Source organism: Curvibacter sp. Hmag1.1 (assembly GCF_059769165.1).
This window is the reverse complement of sequence record NZ_JBMBGX010000002.1, coordinates 3,806,485-3,828,004: the sequence shown is the minus strand read 5'-3', so window position 1 is coordinate 3,828,004 and position 21,520 is coordinate 3,806,485. Positions and strand designations below refer to the sequence as shown.

Annotated in this window: 20 protein-coding genes; 11 read left to right on the top strand and 9 right to left on the bottom strand. The window is 59.8% G+C overall.

Annotated features, from left to right (window positions below; all coding sequences use genetic code 11):
• Positions 1–2 precede the first annotated feature (2 nt).
• From ACOAP0_RS18485 to ACOAP0_RS18470, 4 genes are read left to right on the top strand one after another with little or no spacing between them, the layout of a single operon-like run.
• Entirely contained in the window at positions 3–1,511 is a 1,509-nt protein-coding gene (locus ACOAP0_RS18485) for a mannitol dehydrogenase family protein (protein WP_498377617.1), read from the top strand.
• A gap of 32 nt (positions 1,512–1,543) precedes the next feature.
• Positions 1,544–2,467, top strand: a complete 924-nt coding sequence (locus ACOAP0_RS18480) for a sugar kinase (protein WP_498377807.1) — start codon at positions 1,544–1,546, stop codon at positions 2,465–2,467.
• Positions 2,468–2,483: 16 nt separating this feature from the next.
• Entirely contained in the window at positions 2,484–3,491 is a 1,008-nt protein-coding gene (locus tag ACOAP0_RS18475) for a zinc-binding alcohol dehydrogenase family protein (protein ID WP_498377616.1), read from the top strand.
• Positions 3,492–3,496: 5 nt separating this feature from the next.
• Positions 3,497–4,141, top strand: a complete 645-nt coding sequence (locus ACOAP0_RS18470) for a YceI family protein (protein WP_498377615.1) — start codon at positions 3,497–3,499, stop codon at positions 4,139–4,141.
• Positions 4,142–4,231: 90 nt separating this feature from the next.
• Here the strand turns inward: ACOAP0_RS18470 and ACOAP0_RS18465 are convergent, their stop codons facing one another.
• The 7 genes from ACOAP0_RS18465 to ACOAP0_RS18435 form a co-directional block, all read right to left on the bottom strand.
• Positions 4,232–5,533, bottom strand: coding sequence for an NAD(P)/FAD-dependent oxidoreductase (locus ACOAP0_RS18465; protein WP_498377614.1), 1,302 nt, complete (start codon positions 5,531–5,533; stop codon positions 4,232–4,234).
• Between the two features lie 20 nt (positions 5,534–5,553).
• Positions 5,554–7,056, bottom strand: coding sequence for an aldehyde dehydrogenase (locus ACOAP0_RS18460; protein ID WP_498377613.1), 1,503 nt, complete (start codon positions 7,054–7,056; stop codon positions 5,554–5,556).
• A gap of 117 nt (positions 7,057–7,173) precedes the next feature.
• Positions 7,174–9,003: a hypothetical protein gene (locus ACOAP0_RS18455; protein WP_498377612.1), complete on the bottom strand. Its 1,830-nt coding sequence runs from the start codon at positions 9,001–9,003 to the stop codon at positions 7,174–7,176.
• A gap of 105 nt (positions 9,004–9,108) precedes the next feature.
• Complete coding sequence (locus tag ACOAP0_RS18450) at positions 9,109–9,960, bottom strand: siderophore-interacting protein (RefSeq protein ID WP_498377611.1); 852 nt, start codon at positions 9,958–9,960, stop codon at positions 9,109–9,111.
• Positions 9,960–10,130 (bottom strand): hypothetical protein, encoded by a 171-nt coding sequence (locus tag ACOAP0_RS18445; RefSeq protein ID WP_498391522.1) that lies wholly within the window; start codon positions 10,128–10,130, stop codon positions 9,960–9,962. Before ACOAP0_RS18445 ends, ACOAP0_RS18450 begins: the two co-directional genes overlap by 1 nt.
• 12 nt (positions 10,131–10,142) lie before the next feature.
• Positions 10,143–10,544 (bottom strand): PadR family transcriptional regulator, encoded by a 402-nt coding sequence (locus tag ACOAP0_RS18440; RefSeq protein WP_498391501.1) that lies wholly within the window; start codon positions 10,542–10,544, stop codon positions 10,143–10,145.
• Between the two features lie 189 nt (positions 10,545–10,733).
• Positions 10,734–12,068, bottom strand: a complete 1,335-nt coding sequence (locus ACOAP0_RS18435; RefSeq protein ID WP_481874092.1) for an MFS transporter — start codon at positions 12,066–12,068, stop codon at positions 10,734–10,736.
• A 230-nt stretch (positions 12,069–12,298) separates the two neighbouring features.
• On the opposite strand from ACOAP0_RS18435, the gene cyoA reads away from it, so the two are divergent.
• From cyoA to ACOAP0_RS18400, 7 genes are all read left to right on the top strand, one after another.
• Entirely contained in the window at positions 12,299–13,345 is a 1,047-nt protein-coding gene (gene cyoA, locus ACOAP0_RS18430) for a ubiquinol oxidase subunit II (RefSeq protein ID WP_498377609.1), read from the top strand.
• A gap of 55 nt (positions 13,346–13,400) precedes the next feature.
• Entirely contained in the window at positions 13,401–15,404 is a 2,004-nt protein-coding gene (gene cyoB / locus ACOAP0_RS18425) for a cytochrome o ubiquinol oxidase subunit I (RefSeq protein WP_481874094.1), read from the top strand.
• Entirely contained in the window at positions 15,397–16,032 is a 636-nt protein-coding gene (gene cyoC / locus ACOAP0_RS18420; protein WP_498377608.1) for a cytochrome o ubiquinol oxidase subunit III, read from the top strand. Before cyoB ends, cyoC begins: the two co-directional genes overlap by 8 nt.
• Positions 16,033–16,479 carry a cytochrome o ubiquinol oxidase subunit IV gene (gene cyoD / locus ACOAP0_RS18415; protein WP_498377607.1) on the top strand — a complete coding sequence of 149 codons (447 nt, stop codon included), beginning with the start codon at positions 16,033–16,035 and terminating at the stop codon, positions 16,477–16,479.
• An 89-nt stretch (positions 16,480–16,568) separates the two neighbouring features.
• Positions 16,569–17,327, top strand: a complete 759-nt coding sequence (locus tag ACOAP0_RS18410) for an SURF1 family protein (RefSeq protein ID WP_498391521.1) — start codon at positions 16,569–16,571, stop codon at positions 17,325–17,327.
• A complete protein-coding gene (locus tag ACOAP0_RS18405) occupies positions 17,311–18,654 on the top strand; it encodes an ATP-binding protein (protein ID WP_498377806.1) in 1,344 nt (447 codons plus the stop codon). The genes ACOAP0_RS18410 and ACOAP0_RS18405 overlap by 17 nt, the downstream gene beginning before the upstream one ends.
• The gene (locus ACOAP0_RS18400; RefSeq protein WP_481874099.1) at positions 18,644–19,177 is read left to right on the top strand and encodes a response regulator transcription factor; all 534 of its coding nucleotides are present in this window, start codon (positions 18,644–18,646) and stop codon (positions 19,175–19,177) included. Before ACOAP0_RS18405 ends, ACOAP0_RS18400 begins: the two co-directional genes overlap by 11 nt.
• Before the next feature lie 85 nt (positions 19,178–19,262).
• Here ACOAP0_RS18400 and ACOAP0_RS18395 read toward each other — a convergent pair whose 3' ends face one another.
• Complete coding sequence (locus ACOAP0_RS18395) at positions 19,263–20,684, bottom strand: aspartate kinase (protein ID WP_498377606.1); 1,422 nt, start codon at positions 20,682–20,684, stop codon at positions 19,263–19,265.
• Between the two features lie 284 nt (positions 20,685–20,968).
• Positions 20,969–21,520, bottom strand: a complete 552-nt coding sequence (locus ACOAP0_RS18390) for an NADPH-dependent FMN reductase (protein ID WP_498377605.1) — start codon at positions 21,518–21,520, stop codon at positions 20,969–20,971.

Here is a 21,520-nt window from a genome sequence, read left to right as displayed (position 1 = left end):
ATATGAACCGATTGAATGACACCACGCTCGCAGCCCTGCCAGCCGCCGTGGACCGCCCGGCCTACGACCGCCGGGCGCTGAAAACCGGCATCGTCCATCTGGGCATAGGCGCGTTCATGCGCGCCCACATGGCGGCGGCCACTGAGGCTGCCATTGCTGCGGGTGATTTGCGCTGGGGCATCACCGGCGTGTCGCTTCGCCAGCCCGATACGCGCGATGCCCTTGCACCTCAGGACGGGCTCTACACACTGGCCATTCGGGATGCGGACGCCCAGGGCCAGCCCCGCCAGCGCCTGCAGGTGATTGGCGCGGTGCTGCGCATGCTGGTGGCCCCCGAGAACCCACAGGCGGTGCTGGATGCGATTGCCGCCCCCGACACGCGCATCGTGAGCCTGACGGTGACCGAAAAGGGCTACTGCCATGACCCGGCCACCGGTACCTTGCGGTTGGACCATCCGGATATCGTCCATGACCTGGCCCACCCGAAAACACCCCGCTCCGCCGTGGGCATGCTGGTCTATGGTTTGCAGCTGCGCCACACACTGGGCCACGGCCCGTTGACGCTGATGTCACTGGACAACCTGCCGGCCAACGGGCGTGTGCTGCGTGCTGCCGTGCTGCGGTTTGCTGAAGAAATTGATAGCAAACTATCCTTATGGATAGAGCGCCAGTGCTGTTTTCCATGCTCCATGGTGGACCGCATCGTGCCCAAAACCACCGATGCCGATCGTGCCGCGGTGAGCGCTGCGCTGGGCTGCGCTGATGCCTGGCCCGTGCTGGGCGAGCCGTTTTTTGACTGGGCGATTGAAGACGAGTTTGCGGCAGACCGCCCGGACTGGACATTGGGCGGTGCGCGCTTTGTGCCCGATGCCGAGCCCTTTGAGCGACTCAAGCTGCGCATGGTGAACGGCACCCATTCCAGCCTCGCCTACCTGGGCGCGATGGCTGGCTGGCAGACGGTGGACAAGGCCATTGCACAGCCCGCCCTGAGCAGCCACATCGAAGCGCTGATGCGTGACGAGATTGAACCCACCCTGCCCGCTTTGCCCGGCTTGGATGTAGCCACCTACCGCCACAATCTGTTGGCCCGCTATGCCAACCCCGCCTTGGCCCACCGTACCCACCAGATCGCCATGGACGGCTCACAAAAGCTACCCCAGCGCCTGCTGGGCACGCTGCGCGATCGCCTTGCACGTCAACTACCCGTCACACGCATGGCCTTAGGTCTAGCCGCCTGGATGCACTATCTTCGAGGTGTGGACGAACAGGGTCAGGCCTACCGCATTGACGACCCGCATGCGGAGGCACTCTACACTCTCTACCAACAGAACCTCAGTCAGGGCGTGAACACGCAATCGGTAGACGCCATGCTGGCCTATGCGCCGGTGTTCGGCGACTTGGCTGGTAACGCCACGCTCACCGCCGCCTTGATTCCGCTGTTGCAATCGCTACAAACGGTCGGCGTCGCAGCCACCCTGGAAGCGGTCAATCGTGGGGAGCTCACAGCGTGAGCACTAAGCCTGAAGCACTGGACGTGCTGTCCATGGGCGAAACCATGGCGCTGCTGGTCGCCCAAGAGCCCGGCCCACTGGCCGGGGTGCAGAGTTTCACCAAACGCATTGCGGGGGCCGACACCAATGTGGCCATCGGCCTGGCCCGTCTGGGTTTCAAAGTCGGTTGGGTCAGCCGCCTGGGGGCCGATTCGTTTGGCAGCTATGTGCGCACGACCGTCGAGGCCGAAGGTGTGGACACGTCCCAGGTCGAGATTGACCTTCAACGCTCCACCGGTTTCATGCTCAAGTCGCGCAGCGTGGATGGCAGCGACCCATCCATCGAGTACTACCGGCGGGGCTCAGCGGCCAGCCAACTCAGCATGGGGCACCTCAGCACCGACTACGCCCTGCGCGCGCGGCATGTGCACACTACGGGCATTACACCGGCCCTGTCACCGGCCGCCCGTGAGCTCGTGGCCCACGCCATGCAAACCCTGCGCGCCGCTGGGCGCAGCGTGTCGTTTGACCCCAACCTGCGCCCCAGCTTGTGGCCTGATACCGCCACCATGCGCGACACCCTCAACGACCTGGCCCGCCATGCGGATTGGGTGCTGCCGGGAATCGACGAAGGCAAACTGCTGACCGGTCAAAACACCCCGGCCGACATTGCGGCGTGGTACCTGGACCGGGACGCAAAAGTAGTAGTGATCAAGCAGGGGGCGCAAGGCGCCTACTTCCGCACCGCTGCCGGCGAGCAAGGCCACGTGCCCGGCGTGCCCGTGCCCGTGGTAGTCGACACCGTGGGTGCCGGTGATGCCTTTGCCGTGGGCATCATCAGCGCACAGCTGGAAGGCTTGAGCTGGCAACGCGCTTTGCGTCGCGCCAATTGGATTGCTTCACGCGCCCTGCAAGTGGTCGGGGACATGGAAGGCCTGCCCACCCGTGCTGAACTCATTGCACAGAATCTGGAATAAACCCGAGGAAATCGACATGTTGACCGTTGTTTGCGAAACCCCCGGCACCCTGCGTGCCCATGACACCCCCAAGCCAGAGCGTGCAGAAGGAGATGTACTGCTGCGCGTGAAACGCGTGGGCGTATGCGGCACCGACCTGCATATCTTCACCGGCAACCAGCCCTATCTGAACTACCCCCGCGTGATGGGGCATGAGCTCTCAGGGATTGTGGAGGAAGCGCCCGAAGGCGGCTCGCTGCAAGCCGGCGACACCGTGTACGTGATGCCCTACCTGTCCTGCGGAACCTGCATTGCGTGCCGCGCAGGCAAGACCAACTGCTGCACCCGCATCCAGGTGCTGGGCGTACACCGCGACGGTGCCTTCACGGAGTACTTGAGCGTGCCGCAGCAATTTGTGCACAAGGCCAATGGTGTCACGCTGGACCAGGCTGCGATGGTGGAGTTTCTCGCCATCGGTGCTCATGCAGTACGCAGGGCTCAGGTCCAAAAAGGGCAGCGTGTGCTGGTCGTGGGCGCAGGCCCCATTGGCATGGCCGCCATGATTTTTACCAAGTTGCGCGGGGCTGTGGTGACGGCCCTCGACAGCCGGCAGGACCGGCTGAACTTCTGCACCAGCGCATTGGGCGTCAGTGCCGGTGTCACCTTGGGCGATAGTGACGAGGCTGAACTGGCCACGCTCACCAACCAGGAGTTCTTTGACGTGGTGTTTGATGCCACTGGCAACCCCAAGGCCATGGAGCGCGGGTTTAAATTTGTGGCCCACGGTGGCACGTACACATTAATCTCCGTCGTAGCCTCCAACATTACCTTCTCCGACCCGGAGTTCCACAAACGGGAGATGACGCTGATGGGCAGTCGTAACGCCACCACCGAAGACTTCCAGACCGTATTGGAAGCCATGCGTGCGGGTCTGATCCCGACCGCATTGAACACCCACCGCATGCCCCTGGCCGACGTTCCTGAAAAGTTCAAAGACCTGTTGAACCCTGCAGCAGGTGTCATCAAAGCCATCGTGGAGTGCTAACGCAGATGCGCAAGCCTGGCTACCTGTTGGGGCTGCTGGCCACCCTGGGGCTCTGGGCGTGCAGCTCACAGCCTGAGCGCGTGCCAGGCCCTCAACCTGTCCCTGCAGAAGCCACGTCAGCAAGGCCCTCGACGCCACCCACGCCCCCAACAATTGCCAATCTAAAGAGCTATCGCATAGAACCGGCTGAGTCCAGCTTGCGCATTCTGGTGTACCGGGGCGGCACCATGGCGCGACTGGGGCACAACCATGTCATCAGCTCTGCCGACTTGCAAGGGCAAATATGGCGCGGAGCCACTGCAGAGAGCTCCGGGTTTGAGATGGAGGTCCCGGTCAACACCCTGATCGTCGATGACAACGCTGCCCGGTCCGAAGAGGGAGAAGACTTTCCCCTCAACGTGAGTGAAGATGCCAAAGCGGGCACCAAGGCCAACATGCTGCGCCCCACCCTGCTGGATGGTGAGCATTTCCCGAAGATCAGTTTCCGCGCCATCCGCATCACCGGAAGCGCTGCCAGCCCCGACGTCGTGGCCAGCATGCGTATCAAGGACCAGACGCGCGAGATACGGCTGCCCGTCTCGCTGAAAGCGCCTTGGCAATTCAGGGCAGTTTTGAGATCCGCCAGTCGGATTTCGGCATCACCCCCTTGAGCATCGCCATGGGAGCGCTGACGGTGCAGGACACGGTCAAGATCAAGTTCCGGCTGGTGGCCAAGGCGACCCCCACATCGCCCTGAAACTCTAGATTTGCAACTTGTCCCGGAGGTCGTAATACCAGGCGCCCAGCGCGGTGAGCGGCACCCTGAACCACCGCCCGCCCGGGAAGGGGTAATGCGGCAGATTGGCAAAGGCATCGAAGCGGTTGGCTTGGCCTTGAATCACCTCGCTGATTACCCGTCCGATCAAATGGGTGAAGGTAACCCCGTGCCCTGAGCAGCCTTGCGAGTAGTAAATATTGGAACTCAGGCGCCCCACTTCCGGCAGACGCGACAGGGTCAGCAGGAAGTTGCCCGTCCAGCCATAGTCGATGCGAACATCTTTCAATTGAGGAAATGTTTTCAGCAGCTTGGGCCGGATGATGGACTCCACATGCTGCGGGTCCCGGGCGCCGTAAATCACGCCACCGCCATACAGAAGGCGCCGGTCACCGGAGAGGCGGAAATAGTCCAGCAGAAAGTTGCTGTCCTCGACGCAGTAGTCGCTGGGCAGGATTTCAGGGAAGCGATCTCCCAAGGGCTCCGTCGCAATCACCTGGGTACCACAAGGCATGGACCGCGAGGCCAGCTGAGGCTCCAGCCCGCCGATATAGGCGTTGCAGGCTACGATGACAAAGCGGGCTTTTACCTGACCTTGTGCGGTGTGCACCACGGCAGGGTCGCCGCGCTCAATGCGCAGCACCGGCGAGCCCTCGTGCACGACACCCCCCAGTGACTCGAATGCAGCAGCTTCGCCTTGAGCCAAGCGCAGTGGATGCATGTGTCCGGCACTGTGATCGAGCAAAGTGGCGCGGTAGCGCCCGGTGCCGATGGCGACTTCGCTTTCAGTCGCGTCCAAAAGGCTCAGCTGCTGGTGACCGTAGCGCTCCCAGAGCTGTTTGTGGTGCTCCAACTGCTTGACCTGCTTGGCAGTGATGGCGGCAAACATGCCACCCGGTTTGAAGTGACAGTCAATCTGGTACTTGTCAATCCGCTCGCGGATGATTTTGGCACCCTCGAAGGCCATGCTGCCCAGGACTTGCGCGGTGGTGCTGCCATAGCGAGCCTCAATCACATCCATGTCCCGCGAGTAGCTGTGCACCAACTGGCCACCATTGCGGCCTGAAGCGCCCCAACCCACTTTGGCCGCTTCCAGAACCACCACTTTGAATCCGGCTTCGGCTAAATGCAATGCTGACGACAAGCCGGTGTAGCCGGCACCGATGACGACGACATCGGCTTCGACACTCCCCCTCAAGGGAGCACGCTCCGGTTGGGGCAGACCGCTGGCGGCGTAATAAGAAGGGGCGTGCGCGGCCGACGCCGCCGCTTGGACAGACTGGGACATAAACAACCTCAATGTGGGGATCAGGCGTCGATCCGGAGCCAGGTGGTCTTCAGCTCGGTGTACTTGTCAAAGGCGTGCAAGGATTTGTCACGCCCGTTACCGGACTGCTTGTAGCCACCGAAGGGCACCGTAATGTCGTCTTCGTCGTACTGGTTCACATGCACAGTGCCGGCCTTCAGGCCGCGGGCTACCCGATGCGCGCGGTCAATCTGGCTGCTCCAGACACTGGCCTGCAAGCCATACACACTGTCATTGGCCAAAGCCAGCGCCTCCGCCTCGTTGGCAAAAGGAATCACGCCAAGCACCGGACCGAAGATCTCTTCGCGTGCAATCTTCATGTCGTTACGCACACCCTCGAAGATCGTGGGCTCCACAAAATAGCCACCCGTCTCGGACCGCACACGCCGGCCGCCGAAAGCAATGTTGGCACCCTCAGCCTGACCTTGATGGATGTAACCCAACACGGTGCTCATTTGCCCCGCGTCTACCAAGGCACCCATTTCCGTGGACTCCTGTAGCGGGTCACCAGGCAGGTATTTGCGGGCTTCGTCCTGCAAGGCCGCCATGAACTCGGGCACCACATCCTGTTGCACCAACAGGCGGGTAGGCGCATTACAAGACTCGCCCTGGTTGTAGAACACAGAGCCTGCTGCAGCCCGGGCAGCAGCGGCCACGTCTTTGGCATCATTGAAAACCACAAAGGCGGATTTGCCACCCAGCTCGTTGTACACCCTCTTGAGGTTGGACTCAGCAGAACACGCCAGCATGCGCCGGCCAATGCGGGTGGAGCCGGTGAAACCAATAGCATCCACATCCATGTGTAGCGCAAGGGCCTCGCCCGCCTCATGGCCATAACCGGTCACCACATTGAAGACGCCTGCGGGCAAACCTGCCTCCAGCGCCAATTCGGCCAATCGCAGGGCGGTATAGGGGGACTTTTCGCTGGGCTTGAGCACCACGCTGTTTCCCGCAGCCAAAGCAGGGCCCAGTTTCCAGGCGGCCATGATGAGCGGGTAGTTCCATGGGACGATGGCACCGATGACACCCATGGCCTCCCGGGTGATGAGTGCCAAGGCAGTGTCTGCCGTGGGTGCAATTTCGTCGTACAGCTTGTCGACTGCCTCACCGTACCAAGCGATGCAGTTGGCCGTGGCAGGCACGTCAACCGCCAGGCTGTGAGAGATAGGCTTGCCCATATCCATGGTCTCCAGCAATGCCAACTCATCACGGGCCGTCATCACCAGCTCCGACCAACGCTGGAGAACCTTTTTGCGGGCCTTGGGCGACTGCCCTGCCCAACGCCGATCAGCAAACGCCGCGCGGGCTGCCGCCACAGCGGCATCAATGTCAGCTTTTTGTCCACGGGCGACGGTGCCCAAACCCAATCCGTTCAACGGCGAGTGCTTCTCAAAGGTTTGGCCGTCCTTGGCGGGAACACGCTCGCCATTGATAAAGAGCCGCCCATCGGTGACCAGTGAAGCGGCACGCGCATGCCAAGGGGAAGTGGAATCGGGTGTAGTCATGGCAATACCAACTCTGTGAAAGTGGCCTCTACGATACTTTCGACAAGAAGCTACTGAAGGAGCCACTTTGCGTTTGTCGGGCAGACCACTTCCACTACATCCCTTGGGATGATGGAACTAGGAGCGAGGCACCAAACAGAAGGTATCTACCAGCCGCCAAGTGGCCTTATTGACACCCGGAGCCTCAGTCCAGGCCGGCCGTACATCACCGGCGGGGCCGGCCTGATCTGAGGAGTTACGTTGCCATTGCTTGGGGACGTTGTCGCACCCGAAAAAGTAACCCGTCAAGGTGCCTTCAGCATCAATACGGAAGCGCAGAAATCCCTTGTAGTCCTCGCAGGCAAGCGGGGAAAAGGCGTTGTTCCACATCCATCCCGCACGCGCCATCACCCACAAGTAGACCCCCGTAATCAGCCCGCCGCCGATGCTGCCTGCAATCAGGTAAACGAACCCTGCCAAGATCGCATGCATCGGACTTCCTACCGTTGCAGGGACCATGGCAACGAGCCCATGAATACCCAACAGTGCGAGAGTGTGTCCAGCAAAGTGCAGGACCGGTGAGACCCATTTTGCGAACAAGCCTGATTCTTCTCGCGCCAAACCCAGGCACAGGCCCAGCAACGCGAGGTAAGCCATCGATGTAAACGGACCGCCAAAAACTGTCACTACGTAGATCGCACCGAGCAGCAGGGAAAAAAGAACATTCCCGCGCCAGATCCCGCTCATCAAGCTCCCGTCCCGAATGGACAAAGAGTTCCATGCGAACTTGAACAGAGACAACACATTGCCCCGGCTCAGGGCCCGTGAATCTGCCGGATCAGGGTAGGCACACTGGCGCACATAGCTCGCGCCGGCACCGCCCGTAGACCCGACCGTGCCGATATGGGTGGCAGTACGCAACTCACTGCTGATGGCATCAGGATCTGACGCTTGGCACTTGAGTTTGGCTTGTGTCAGCGCCCTCGCATGGGTGGGGTGAAGAAAGGCACCACCCGATCCGCATGTCAGGAGCATGTCGTCCTGACGCGCATCCAGGGGTTCGCTGGACTCCCGGCTGTAATGGTGCACGTCACCGGCCAATCGCATGCGGATGTGTATTCCTTTGGCCTCCAACATGGCCTCGAGGCGCTGGTAGCGTTTGGGGTAGCCCTGCAGGGCGGAGTCGCCGATCGGACGGGTCCAGTAAGGTTCGGGATAAATCAGAACGAGTTGATCGCCGGCTTGAATTTGTTGGGAGGGGTTGTCCTCTCCGCCGATGGCATCCCCAGCCAGGCGTCTGAATGCCTCGTACTGGCCACGATCAATGTCACCCGCCAATGCGAAGTCCAGCCCCAGTACCCACCAACGGTGTGGCAGACGGGTGGCGAAGTAAGAACGTGTTTGCGGCGTTTTCAGCCCGCACACTTCGCCGTTGTTGCGATGAACAAAATAGCGCTTGAACGTGGAGATGCTGTCAAACCAATCATGGTTCTGCGGGATGGCATATGCGCTGCGACCATCCGGGTCAGCCCCTTGCGCGCTACGCGCACCCTCAAACATTTCAAGGAACCGGTATTGGTACTCCTGAACATTTGCACTGGGATAGCAGAGATCACCACCGAGGTACAAAATCTTCCCTCTGGGAAAAACCACGGTCCCGGATGCGCCTGTTTCTTGTGGCGCAAGCTCTTCCGCCAACAGAGCTCGCGCCACCGTGAACGTCGCATTGCCGCCATCCCCTGTGTCCGACACGAAGTCAAACCAGAAGTTGCCGTCGGGCCCCGTCTCGTGGGCGTGGTCTACGGGTTTGAACGTACCGGACCAGAGGTCTCTGGGGTCTGCATTCCGGATGACGTCTGAGGACGACAAAAGCTCCCTCGCGGACTGCAGCAACACAAAGGGATTGAACCAAGCAACAGGCCACCGTTTGTGTGGCTCGACGCCGACGCCGAATTTGTAATTGCCCATGCACTGACTCCCTCTTTGTGGTCACACCGCTCTTGATGGCGGCTGTATTCAACCACAGGGCCCCACAACGGGCAATGTGAACTCAGGACTCAGGGGGGCTGGGCCTTAGCGATCAAACGAATCATGGGCACCCGCACTGCCTTTGCGCCAGTAGCCTGAGGCCTTGATCCACCGCGGATTGACGCGGCACTCAATCATGAGGTACTCACGCAGAGCCTTCGCCTGCACCGACTCACATGCCACCCAAGAGTAGAAAACACCGGGTAGCAAGGTCATTTCCCGCAAGGCAGCCAGCAATGGTTGGCTGCCTGCGGCGCTGCTGCCACGATGGACCCATTGAACCTTAAGATCCGCCGCACTCGACAGTTCCATCTGCCCCTCCGGACCTTCCACCTCGAGCAAGACGAGGGCCTTGGTAGCCGGGGGCAGCTCTTCCAGTCTTCTTGCTATGGCAGGGAGTGCCGTATCGTCACCGATGAGCAAATGCCAATCAAAAGCTGTAGGCACGATGAACGACCCTTTGGGACCGCCCACTCCAATTTTTTGGCCGACCCGGGCTTGCTCGGCCCACCGAGTTGCAGGACCACCCGGAGTGTGAAGTGCGAAATCAATTGCCAGCGTCCGGCCTTCTGCATCGAAATGCCGAGGGGTGTAGTCCCGCATCACGGGACGGGCACCTTCCCCCCAAACTGGCCCCTCAGGTCCCACTTCCGGCAGGTTAAGAATACCGGTGTCCGGGTCTGGAAAAAACAACTTCACGTGATCATCAAAGCCCGAACTGATGAAACCGTCGAGATCAGCACCCCCCAAGGTCACACGGGTCAAGAAAGGAGTTAGCCGGTCTACTGTGACAACGTCCAACAGCCTGAATCGAAGGGGATACCGAACCCGCTGTGGATGCAATTCAGGGCCATTGGAGGGGAGGTGTAGCTCGAGGGGCGCAAGTTGCGAATTCATCAGATTTTCTCCACTTGCTGTGCTGCTTGATCCAAGACAGCGGCAAAGGCATTGGCTTGCTCCACATTGAGTGGCTCTGAGGACAGTCGCATACGGATAGCCATTTTCAGATTCTCAAGGGCCCGGGTGACCTGAGGCGGGCGTCCTGCCCTAGCACCAGCACCATCCACAGATCCATTCAATCAGGCCAACATGGCATCTGCCAGTGTGCGGTTGTCTTCCAAATACGCTTTGCCATCTTCGGTGATGCGGTAGCTTTTGCGTCCACCCGCGTCTGCGCTTTGTCCCACAAGATAGCCCTGTTCTTCCAACATGGTCAGAGTCGGGTACACCGTACCGGGACTGGGGCTGTAGCTACCACTGAGCTTGTCCTCAATGGACTTGATGAGTTCGTAACCGTGGCTGGGCTTTTCGCAGACCAAGTGCAGGAGCACAAACTTCAGGCCTCCGTGACTGAACAAGCGCCCACCGCCACGACGTCCATCGAGCTCACCGTCGCCTGAACGGCCCCGCCCACGCCCTGAGCCTCCACCCATGTCTAAGGAGCGGATATGCAAAGCGTGGTGTTGAAAATGAAATCTCATGAAGAATCTCTCAGTTTTAATTTAGACTGTATTACGATATATCTAAATACAATCTATATCAAGACTTGCAAGTGACCTTTGCCAAACCTTTACACATTGAATTTAGCTTTGCCCAAACAAAAAAACCGCCGGGTCCTGACAGTGCAGGAAGCCGGCGGCCGTGTGGGCTAGGGCAATTCGCCCTGCTCTTTACTCTTTGCGTTCAATCAAGCGGTTGATGCGCAATGCGGCCAAAGTGCAAATGGCACCTGACAACAAATAGAGTGAAACGGCACCCAGACCGAAACGCGCTGACAAGCCAAGCGCGACCAGAGGGGCAAAGCCCGCACCCATCAGCCATGCCAGATCAGCGGACAAGGCCGCACCCGTGTAGCGGAAACGGGGCGAAAAGTTGGAAGTCACGGTTCCCGATGCCTGTCCGTAGGAGAGGCCGAGAAGGATAAAACTGGTCAACAGAAAGATGTTATTTCCCACCGTACCCGCGCCCAGCAACCAGGGAGTCGCGAAGCTAAACAAACCGATTAACACAGCCATAGTGCCAAGCAGAATGCGGCGCCCCACGCGGTCAGCCAACCAGCCGGAAAACATGATGGCAATGGCCGCCAGCATGGCACCAATAATCTGCACCTCCAGCACATCCCCAATAGATTGCTCTGAGTACATGGCAATCCACGAAAGCGGGAACACGGTGGCCAGGTGGAAAAGTGCAAAGCTCGCCAAAGCTGCAAAGGCACCCAACAGCACGTTGCCGCCCTCTTCCCGCATGACTTTCGTCACGCTCACAGGCTGGAGCTCCAACTCCTGCAAACGCTCAGCGTAGGACTGGCCGACCACCAAACGCAGCCGGGCAAACAGGGCCACCACATTAATGGCAAACGCAACGAAGAAGGGGTAACGCCAGCCGAAACTCAGAAATTCAGCAGAAGTCAGATTGCTGTGCAGATAGGCAAACAGGCCAGCCGCCAACACAAAACCGATGGGTGCGCCCAATTGGCCGACCATGGAAAACCAACCACGGCGGTCCTTGGGGGCACTCATGGCGAGCAGAGATGGCAATCCATCCCAGGAACCGCCCAGGCCCAAGCCCTGGCCGATGCGCAGAATGATCATCGCCACGATGGCGGTCGTTCCCGCCGCCGCATAGCTGGGCAGGAAGGCCATGCCGGCAGTACTGGCTCCTAACATGAAAAGCGCCAAGGTAAGTTTGGTGCCACGACCCCAGCGCCTTTGGACGGCCATGGAAATGGCGGTTCCGACCGGGCGGGCTACAAACGCCAGCGAAAAGATGGCAAAAGCCATCAACGTACCGTCCAAACGCGACAAAAAGGGAAAAAGCAGGCCCGGAAACACCAGAACACACGCGATTCCGAACACGAAAAAGTCGAAATATTCTGACGAGCGACCAATGATGACCCCGACGGCGATTTCGCCCGGCGTCACATCTTCATCGGTGTGGGCACCAGCCAGGGACACAGAACTCTCGTAACCTGACCCGGCAAGGGCCGCAGAAGCTGGTTGGTACATAAAGGCAGATTTCTCAAACAACAGACACGCCACCGTTGTACACCCAAGCGATGCGGGTTTCCGTCCTTTCCCGCCAAGTTAAGGGTCAGGAAAACCCTGATTGCCAGCACCCCGTCAAACACTTTGATCTTGGACAAAATGTCCAATGGACAAATTTGCTAGCGAAATTACAGTCGGAAGCCCATTCCTTTGTACCCAACCAAGGCGCTCTGTCCAAGGGCGCAGCAAGCATGTTCAAACTCAAGGCTTTCCGCAAGCTCAGCTGGCTCGCCGCCATGGCCATGGCGGCCGGACTTACCGGCTGCAGCAAGGCTGTTGTACTCAATCCTGCAGGCGATATCGCTGCGCAGCAAGGTCAAATGGTGATCACCGCGACCTTGTTGATGCTGATCATCATCGTCCCCGTGATTGCATTGACACTGTTTTTTGCCTGGAAATACCGCCAGAGCAATACGGAAGCCGAATACGACCCTGAATGGCACCACTCGACCTCCCTGGAACTGGTGATCTGGACAGTCCCGCTCCTCATCATCATTGCCCTGGGCGCCCTGACCTGGATCGGCACCCACAAACTCGACCCTTACCGCCCCTTGGACCGCATTGATGCACAGCGCCCATTGCCCGCTGACGCCAAGCCCATGGAAGTGCAAGTGGTGGCGATGGACTGGAAATGGCTGTTCTTTTACCCCGAGCAAGGTATTGCCACGGTGAATGAACTGGCAGCACCGGTGGACCGCCCCATTTTGTTCAAGCTGACCGCAACATCGACCATGAACGCGTTTTATGTGCCGGACCTCGCCGGCATGATTTACGCGATGCCTGGCATGCAAACCGAGCTGAACGCCGTGATCAACCGCCCGGGTGTGTTCAAGGGCATGTCCTCCCACTACAGCGGCGCAGGCTTCTCCGGCATGACCTTCAAGTTCCACGGACTGAGCAACGAAGACTTCGCTGCCTGGGTCAACAAGGCCAAGACCGAAGGCAAGACGCTGGACAAAGCCACTTACACAAACCTGGTGAAACCCAGTGAGCGTGATCCGGTGCAACGCTTCAGCACCGTGGAAGCCGGTCTGTACGACAAGGTGCTTAACCGCTGCGTGGAAGACGGAAAGATGTGTATGCACCACATGATGGCCATTGATGCACGGGGCGGTAACGCTTACGTGAAAGCCATGGGTTTGAGCATGCCGCAAGACGTTTGCACCGTGCAAAACGCCGACCAGGTCATCGCTGCCCTGGAAACCCGCAACGCTAACCGCGCCGTCGTCCAACAATGATTTTCCGCACCGGCTGCCTATCGTGGCAGCCGGCGCTTTGCCAAAGAGACTATCTATGTCCTCCCAAACTCTCACTGATACCCACTGGGCCCTAGGCCGGCTGAGCTGGGATGTTGTGCCCATGGCGCACGAGCCCATCATCCTCTGGACATTCATCATGGTGTCCCTGGGTGGTCTTGCCGTCCTGGCAGCCATGACCAAGTTCCGCCTCTGGGGCCCGTTCTGGCGCGACTGGGTGTGCAGCATCGACCACAAGAAGATCGGCATCATGTACATGGTGCTGGGCTTGGTCATGTTGCTGCGTGGCTTTGCCGACGCCGTGATGATGCGCCTGCAGCAAGCCATGGCCTTCGGCGACAACATGGGCTACCTGCCACCCCACCACTACGACCAGGTGTTTACCGCGCACGGGGTGATCATGATCTTCTTCGTGGCCATGCCTTTGGTCACGGGCCTGATGAACTATCTGGTTCCGCTGCAGATCGGTGCACGCGACGTGTCCTTCCCGTTCCTGAACAACTTCAGCTTCTGGATGACCACCGCCGGTGGTGTACTGGTGATGTTTTCTTTGTTCCTGGGCGAGTTCTCCACCTCCGGCTGGTTGGCTCTGTCCAATCTCGGCGCACAGAGCCCCAGCACCGGGCTGGATTACTACATCTGGGCCTTGCAGATCGCCGGGGTAGGTACCACGCTCTCGGGCATTAACCTGATCGTCACCATCATCAAGATGCGTGCGCCCGGCATGAGCCTGATGAAAATGCCGGTGTTCACCTGGACCGCCTTGTGCACCAACGCGCTGATCGTGGCCTCTTTCCCGGTACTCACGGCTGCTCTGGTTTTGATGTCCCTCGACCGCTACGTCGGCACCAACTTCTTCACCAACGAGCTCGGCGGCAACCCCATGCTCTACGTGAACCTGATCTGGATCTGGGGCCACCCTGAGGTGTACATCCTGATCCTGCCGGCCTTCGGCGTGTTTTCTGAGATCGTGGCCACCTTCAGCCGTAAGCGCCTGTTCGGCTACACCTCCATGGTGTATGCCACCGTCTGTATCACCATCTTGTCGTACCTGGTGTGGTTGCACCACTTCTTCACCATGGGATCAGGCGCCAGTGTGAATACCTTCTTTGGTATCACCACCATGATCATCTCCATCCCCACAGGAGCGAAGATCTTCAACTGGCTGTTCACCATGTACAAGGGCCGCATCCGCTTTGAGCTGCCCATGATGTGGACCGTGGCCTTCATGATCACCTTCGCCATCGGCGGCATGACCGGCGTTTTGCTGGCAGTGCCTCCGGCTGACTTTGTGCTGCACAACAGCCTGTTCCTGATCGCCCACTTCCACAACGTGATCATCGGCGGCGTGGTGTTTGCCATGTTTGCCGGTATCAACTACTGGTTTCCCAAGGCCTTCGGCTACAAGCTGGATCGAACCTGGGGCGTGCGCTCCTTCTGGCTGTGGGTGGTGGGCTTCTGGGTAGCGTTCACACCGCTCTACATCCTGGGCTTGATGGGCGTGACCCGCCGCGCCAACCACTTTGAAGATCAATCCCTGCAAATCTGGTTTGTCATCGCAGCAATCGGCGCTGCCCTGATCGCCGCCGGTATCGGCTGCTTCCTGATCCAGTTGCTGGTGAGCTACCTCAAACGCGAAGAACTGCGCGACTGGACCGGCGACCCATGGGGTGGCCGCACGCTGGAATGGGCGACTTCGTCCCCTCCGCCGGACTACAACTTTGCCTTTACGCCCGTGGTTCACGAAATTGACGCCTGGTGGGACATGAAGAAGCATTCCTACCAACGCCCTTTGACTGGCTTTGAATCCATCCATATGCCTTCCAACACGGCAGCCGGTGTGGTGATTTCCGGCTTGTCTCTGGTATTCGGTTTCGCGCTGATCTGGCACATGTGGCTGCTGGCCGGCGTGTCGTTTGCCGCCCTCCTGATTGCAGCCATCGTTCACACCTTCAATTACCACCGTGACTTCTACATTCCCGCAGCCCAAGTGACTGCCACCGAAGAAGCCCGCACACTTCAATTGGCCCGCCATGTCTGATATCCGTACCTCCCACGGCGCCGCAGCCGGCGCGCTCAGCTCCCGCGAGTACCACCTCGCCCATGAGCCACATCCAGAGAACGGCACCCTGCTGGGCTTCTGGCTCTACCTGATGAGCGACTGTCTCATCTTTGCAGCCCTGTTTGCAACTTACGGCGTGCTGGGCCGCAGCTACGCCGCCGGCCCCAACGGCGCGGAACTGTTCGACCTGACACTGGTGGCCATCAACACCGGCTTCCTGCTGTTTTCCTCCATTACCTTCGGCTTTGCCATGCTGCGCAAGCAACTGGGCGATGTGAAGGGAACATTGATCTGGCTGGCGGTGACGGGTTTGCTCGGACTGTGCTTTCTGGGCCTGGAGCTGTACGAGTTCCACCACCTGATCCAGGAAGGTGCCGGACCCCAGCGCAGTGCGTTCCTCTCGGCGTTTTTCACGCTGGTCGGTACCCACGGCTTGCACGTCACCTTCGGCCTGATCTGGCTGGTAGTACTGATGCTGCAGATCAAGCAGCACGGCCTGACCCCGGCCAACAACCGTCGCCTGATGTGCCTGTCCATGTTCTGGCACTTTCTGGACGTAATCTGGATCGGCGTTTTCACCTTTGTGTACCTGATGGGAGTGCTGTAAATGAGCGCACATAACTCACACGCTTCGGACAATCACGGCGACGCCCACGGGGACGACGGGCACCACGCTGCCAATGAACCCCACAGCACCTTCTCGGGCTACATGACCGGTTTTGTGCTGTCGATCATCCTGACCGCCATCCCCTTCTGGCTGGTCATGGCCAAAGTGATTACGGATCGCCCCACCGCCGTGCTGGTGCTGGGTGGCTTTGCGGTCGTCCAGATCCTGGTACACATGGTGTACTTCCTGCACATGAACGGCAAGATTGAAGGCGGCTGGACGCTGCTGTCCACCATCTTCACCGTGGTGTTTGTGGCCATTGCGATCACCGGCACTTTGTGGGTCATGTTCCACATGAATGCCAACATGATGCCCACCCACACGGACATGCCCGCCGCCATAGAGCACAGCGCCCAGCCCGAAGCTGCGACCAAAGCCGCTCCCTGATTCCCCAGGGCAGCACCGTGACAGACCACGACTCTGCGCCTGAGCGCCCCCACAGAAAGTGGCAATTGGCGGTGCTCACCCTGGTGGGCATGGCCCTCTTTGCGGGCTTTATGGGGCTCGGGGTCTGGCAAATGCAACGCCGTGCCTGGAAGCTGGATTTGATTGAACGGGTCACGGAGCGCTTGAAAGCCCCGCCAGCAGATTTGCCTGCAGGAGCGGAATGGCCGGGCCTCCAGCCTGCGGACTTCGAATACCGGCACGTGCAGGTGCAAGGCCGCTGGCTCCAGAGCAAAACAGTGCTGACACAAGCCACTACCGCCCTGGGGCAAGGCTTCTGGGTCATCACCCCTCTGCAGCAAAAAGATGGAACAGTGGTACTGGTCAACCGCGGGTTCATTCCGGCCAAGCTACGCAGCCAGTGGCTGGAGGCGCCAGAGGCAAGCAATACCGCGGACGAATTAGCGCAGGTCCGAGGCCTGCTGCGCAAAACAGAGCCTGAAGGAGGCTTTTTGCGTCATAACGATCCGCAGGGTCAAAAATGGTATTCCCGCGATGTGGCCGCTATTGCGGCCGCCCGGCAACTGCCTGCGACCGCACCCTTTTTTATCGATGCCGGCCTGCCGGATGCCACATTGCATGCGAACCCGGAAGCCGTCTCCGTCAGCACCGGCCCATGGCCGCGTGAGGGCCTGACTATCGTGAAGTTCAGCAATAGCCACTTGGTCTATGCATTGACCTGGTTCGGTTTGGCAATGATGGTCGTAGGGTCCGGGGTGTTTGTGGCACGCTACGAGCGCCGTCTGCGCGCGGCAAGCAACAATACCCCCCCCCATGGACACCAGCCTTAAAGCCCCTCCCGGTCCCCAGCCTGCCAAGGCACGGCTGGCGGACGCCTCAGCGGGGCTGAAAAACCTGCACCAGCTTATCCAGCTGCGCTGGATTGCAGTGGTCGGACAGCTGCTCACCATTGAAGCCACGCACTACAGCCTGAGCATGCACCTGCCCTTGCAGCCCATGCTGGCCATCGTAGGCGGCATGGTGCTGTTCAATCTGGCCTGCTTGTTGCGCTGGCGCGCCCGCAAGCCCGTGCATGAGGTCGAGTTGTTTATCGGCCTGCTCGTGGACGTGGCCGCCCTGACCGCCCAGCTTTACCTGAGCGGGGGCATCAGCAACCCCTTTGTGTTTTTGTACCTGTTGCAGATCGCCGTCGGAGCCATGCTGCTGCGCGGCGGGTACATAGGCTCCATCGTGGTCGTGACCTCGGCCTGCGTGGCCTTGCTGGCCAATTTCAGCATTCCTCTGCCACTTGCCCCCAACCTGCATGAGGGCCTGGCCAGCCCCTACGTCATGGGTCTGCTGGTGTGCTTTCTGCTCAATGCCATTCTGGTGGTGATTTTCATCACCCGCATCAACCACAACCTGCGCCGTCGCGATGCGCGCTTGGCCGCGGTGCGCCAGCGCGCGGCAGAAGAAGAACACATCGTGCGCATGGGCTTGCTGGCTTCAGGCGCTGCGCATGAACTGGGCACCCCACTAGCCACCCTGGCAGTCATTCTGGGCGACTGGAAACACATGCCTGCCTTGGTGCGTGACCCGTCACTCAAAGAAGATATCGCGGAAATGGAGGCCCAGGTCCAACGCTGCAAAAGCATCGTGAGCGGCATTCTGCTGTCGGCCGGCGAGGCACGCGGCGAACACTCCAGCCAGACCACCGTGCGTGCGTTCCTGGACACCTTGGTCCAGGAATGGCGGAGCACACGATCGGTGGACACCTTCCTGTATGACAACCAGGTCGACGAAAACACTGCGATGGTGGCCGACACCACCTTGGAACAAATGGTGTTTAACGTGCTGGACAACGCGCGGGATGCCTCACCGCATTGGGTCAGCCTGGAAGCCAGCCGGGATGGGGATGCACTGCGCATCGTCGTGACAGACCGCGGTCCGGGCTTTACGCCGGAGGTGCTGAGCCACATAGGGGTGCCCTACCAATCCACCAAGGGACGTCCGGGCGGCGGGCTGGGGCTTTTCTTGTCCATGAATGTCGCGCGCACACTGGGGGGAAGCCTGAGCGCCGAAAATAGGGTGGAAGGCGGTGCCAGAGTCACCATTACCTTGTCCCTGCCCGATATTTCCCTGCCGGAACCTGAAAAGAACAACACCCATGGACACTGAACGCCTCTTGCTCATCGTGGAAGACGACGAAGCGTTTGCCCGCACCCTCACCCGCTCCTTCGAGCGACGGGGCTACCGTGTGCTGCATGCCGATGGACTGGCCGGCGTGGAAGCCCTTTTGCCCGGCCATACGCCCGCCTATGCAGTGGTCGACCTCAAGCTCAAGGGTGAAGCCAGCGGCCTGGCGTGCGTGCGGGCACTGCACGCCCATAGTGCGGATATGCGCATCGTAGTGCTCACCGGCTTTGCGAGCATTGCCACCGCGGTGGAAGCAATCAAGCTGGGCGCCAGCCATTACCTGGCCAAGCCCTCCAACACCGATGACATCGAAGCCGCATTCGGCCAGGAAGAAGGAAACACCGAGGTAGCGCTGACCAACCGCTCCAGTTCCATCAAAACGCTGGAATGGGAACGCATTCACCAGGTGCTTGCCGAAAGTGACTTCAATATTTCTGAAGCAGCCCGCCGACTGGGAATGCACCGCCGAACCCTGAGCCGCAAGCTCGACAAGCAGCGGGTGTGAGGCTCATTCAGGCATACAAAAAGCCGCGCAGCGCCCGTGGGATCTGCGCGGCCAGCTACTGAAACAGTAGCGCTTCAGCCCAACTTCAGACGCGTGGAACCGGTGTACCCGAGTTCACACACAAGGCCATGTTGAGTGCCTTGACCGCGGTTTTGTAGTCGCCGCGCTCAATCACGAACTGCATGTTCACCTGGCGCAGGGTTTGCGACACGCAGTTCACGTTGACTTGCGCGTCCGCCAATGCCTGAGCGGCCTTGGCTAGGACACCGGGAATGCCGATATTGGAGCCGATGGTGCACACAATGGCGCTGGGCTTGACGGTAACCACCTGGTACAGCTCTTCCAGTTCGGCCACGAGTGCGTCTGTCACCTGGTTGTCCCACACCAAGTGGGCAATCGAGTTGGCATTGGTGGCCTTCAGGATGTAGCTGATGTCGTGCTTGCAGAACACTTGCATCAAGCTGGCGTCAAAGCCCACGGTGCCCACCATGCTGGGGTCGTGGATCTCAATCAGGGTGACCTTGTCGGTACCGGTCACAATTTCCACGCGGGCGCGCTCGCCCACGAAGTCCTTAGTGATCAGGGTGCCGGGGTGGTCCGGCTCAAACGTATTCTTCAGGCGGATGGGGATGCCCGCCAACTCCATGGGCTTGGCCGCCTTGGGGTGGATAGCTTCCATGCCCACGTCGGCCAACTGATCGGCCACGTCGTAGTTGGTAGCGCCCACCACGATGGCATTTTCCAGGCCCACGAGGTTGGGGTCGGCAGATGACAGGTGGAATTCTTTGTGAATCACGGCCTCGGCAGGGCGCACTTCGACAGCGATCTTGCTGAAGGTGACTTCGGAGTAGCCGCGGTCGAACTCGCGCATGATGCCTTCAGTCCCCTTGGTGTAGCCGGTGGCCACGATCACGCTGTTGGCCAGGTCCAGATCCTTGAAGCTGTTGGCAATACGCTCGTCGATGCTCCAGGCTTCGTTGTCATCGAAGCCGGCCAGGTCCATCAGGACCGCATTTACACCGTTGGCCTTGAGGATTTCCACCGAGTTGAACGCGCTGTGCGACTCTCCGATGGAGGCAAGCACCTCGCGGGCTGCCAAGAGCACATCCTTGCGGCTCAGGTAGCCGCTGGCCAATACGTGGTGCATGGCACCCAGATATTCGCGGGCTTGGGCGATGCGCTGATCAATAAAGGCGTCGGCCACGGCCAGTGGCAAACCGATGTCGGCATAGCCGGCGTTCAGCTTTTTCAGGCTGGCGGCCAAGCCGGTCAGGGCGTCCTGGTAGCCCTTTCCCTCCGCAAACAGGGCGTAAATACCGCGTTCACCCGTCTTTTTGTGCTCCAGCAACTGGTTGGTCACGCCGGAGTAGGCAGACACCACGTAAATGCGGCCGTAAATGCGTTTCGGGTCATGCAGAACGATGTGGCGCAGCACATCACCAAAAGCGGTCATCGAGGTGCCGCCGATTTTCTCGACAGAGATCTTGGAAGAATTTACGTCTGACATGGACAAGCTGGGAAGAGCAAAAAGGGATTGGAGAGCCGGCAAGGAGCTTCTGCCGTGAGTTTGTCAACGGCTGAAAACCCTCTATTTTCCACCACTTTGGGTGGGAGCCCGATTTGCAAACCGGTATTGCGCCGCAAACCTTACCCGTCACTTCAACTTTGTGTACCGAATCGGCACCCAGCGCCCATGGAATATGCGCGAGCAGCTATTAAATGAATAGCACCTCTTCTCCTGACTACGGAGCCCTAAGACCGACCTCATCAAGCGATTGGCCCCGGGCAGGCTCAGCCCGCGTGTTTACGGACCCATGCCACATACGCATCCATCCAAGCTTGCAAAAACTTCTTGCTGCCCTCGCCGAGACCACCGGTGGAATTGAACAGGTCGTCTTTGGCCTGAATAAACGCCTCCGGCTGCCCCATGGTGGGCACATCCAAGTAGGCCAGCACATTGCGCAGGTGTTGCTGCGCCATCGCCGTGCCCGCTGCGCCGGGTGACAGACCGATCACTGCGGCTGGCTTGCCCGCCCATGTGCTCTGGCCGTAGGGGCGCGAGGCATGGTCAATGGCATTTTTGAGTACCCCGGGAATGGAACGGTTGTACTCCGGCGTCACAAACAGCAGGCCTTGCGCCCGGGCGATTTCCGACTTGAGGCGCAGTACCGACTCGGTCTGGTAAGAGTCGTCGTCCTGATCGTAGAGCGGCAGGTCGTCAAGCGGCACCTGCTCGAAGGTGAAATCCGCAGGCGCCAGTGCCGCCAGAGCGTGGGCCAGTTTGCGGTTCATGGATTCGTGGCGAAGGCTGCCCACGATCACCGAAATCAGATATGTGCTCAC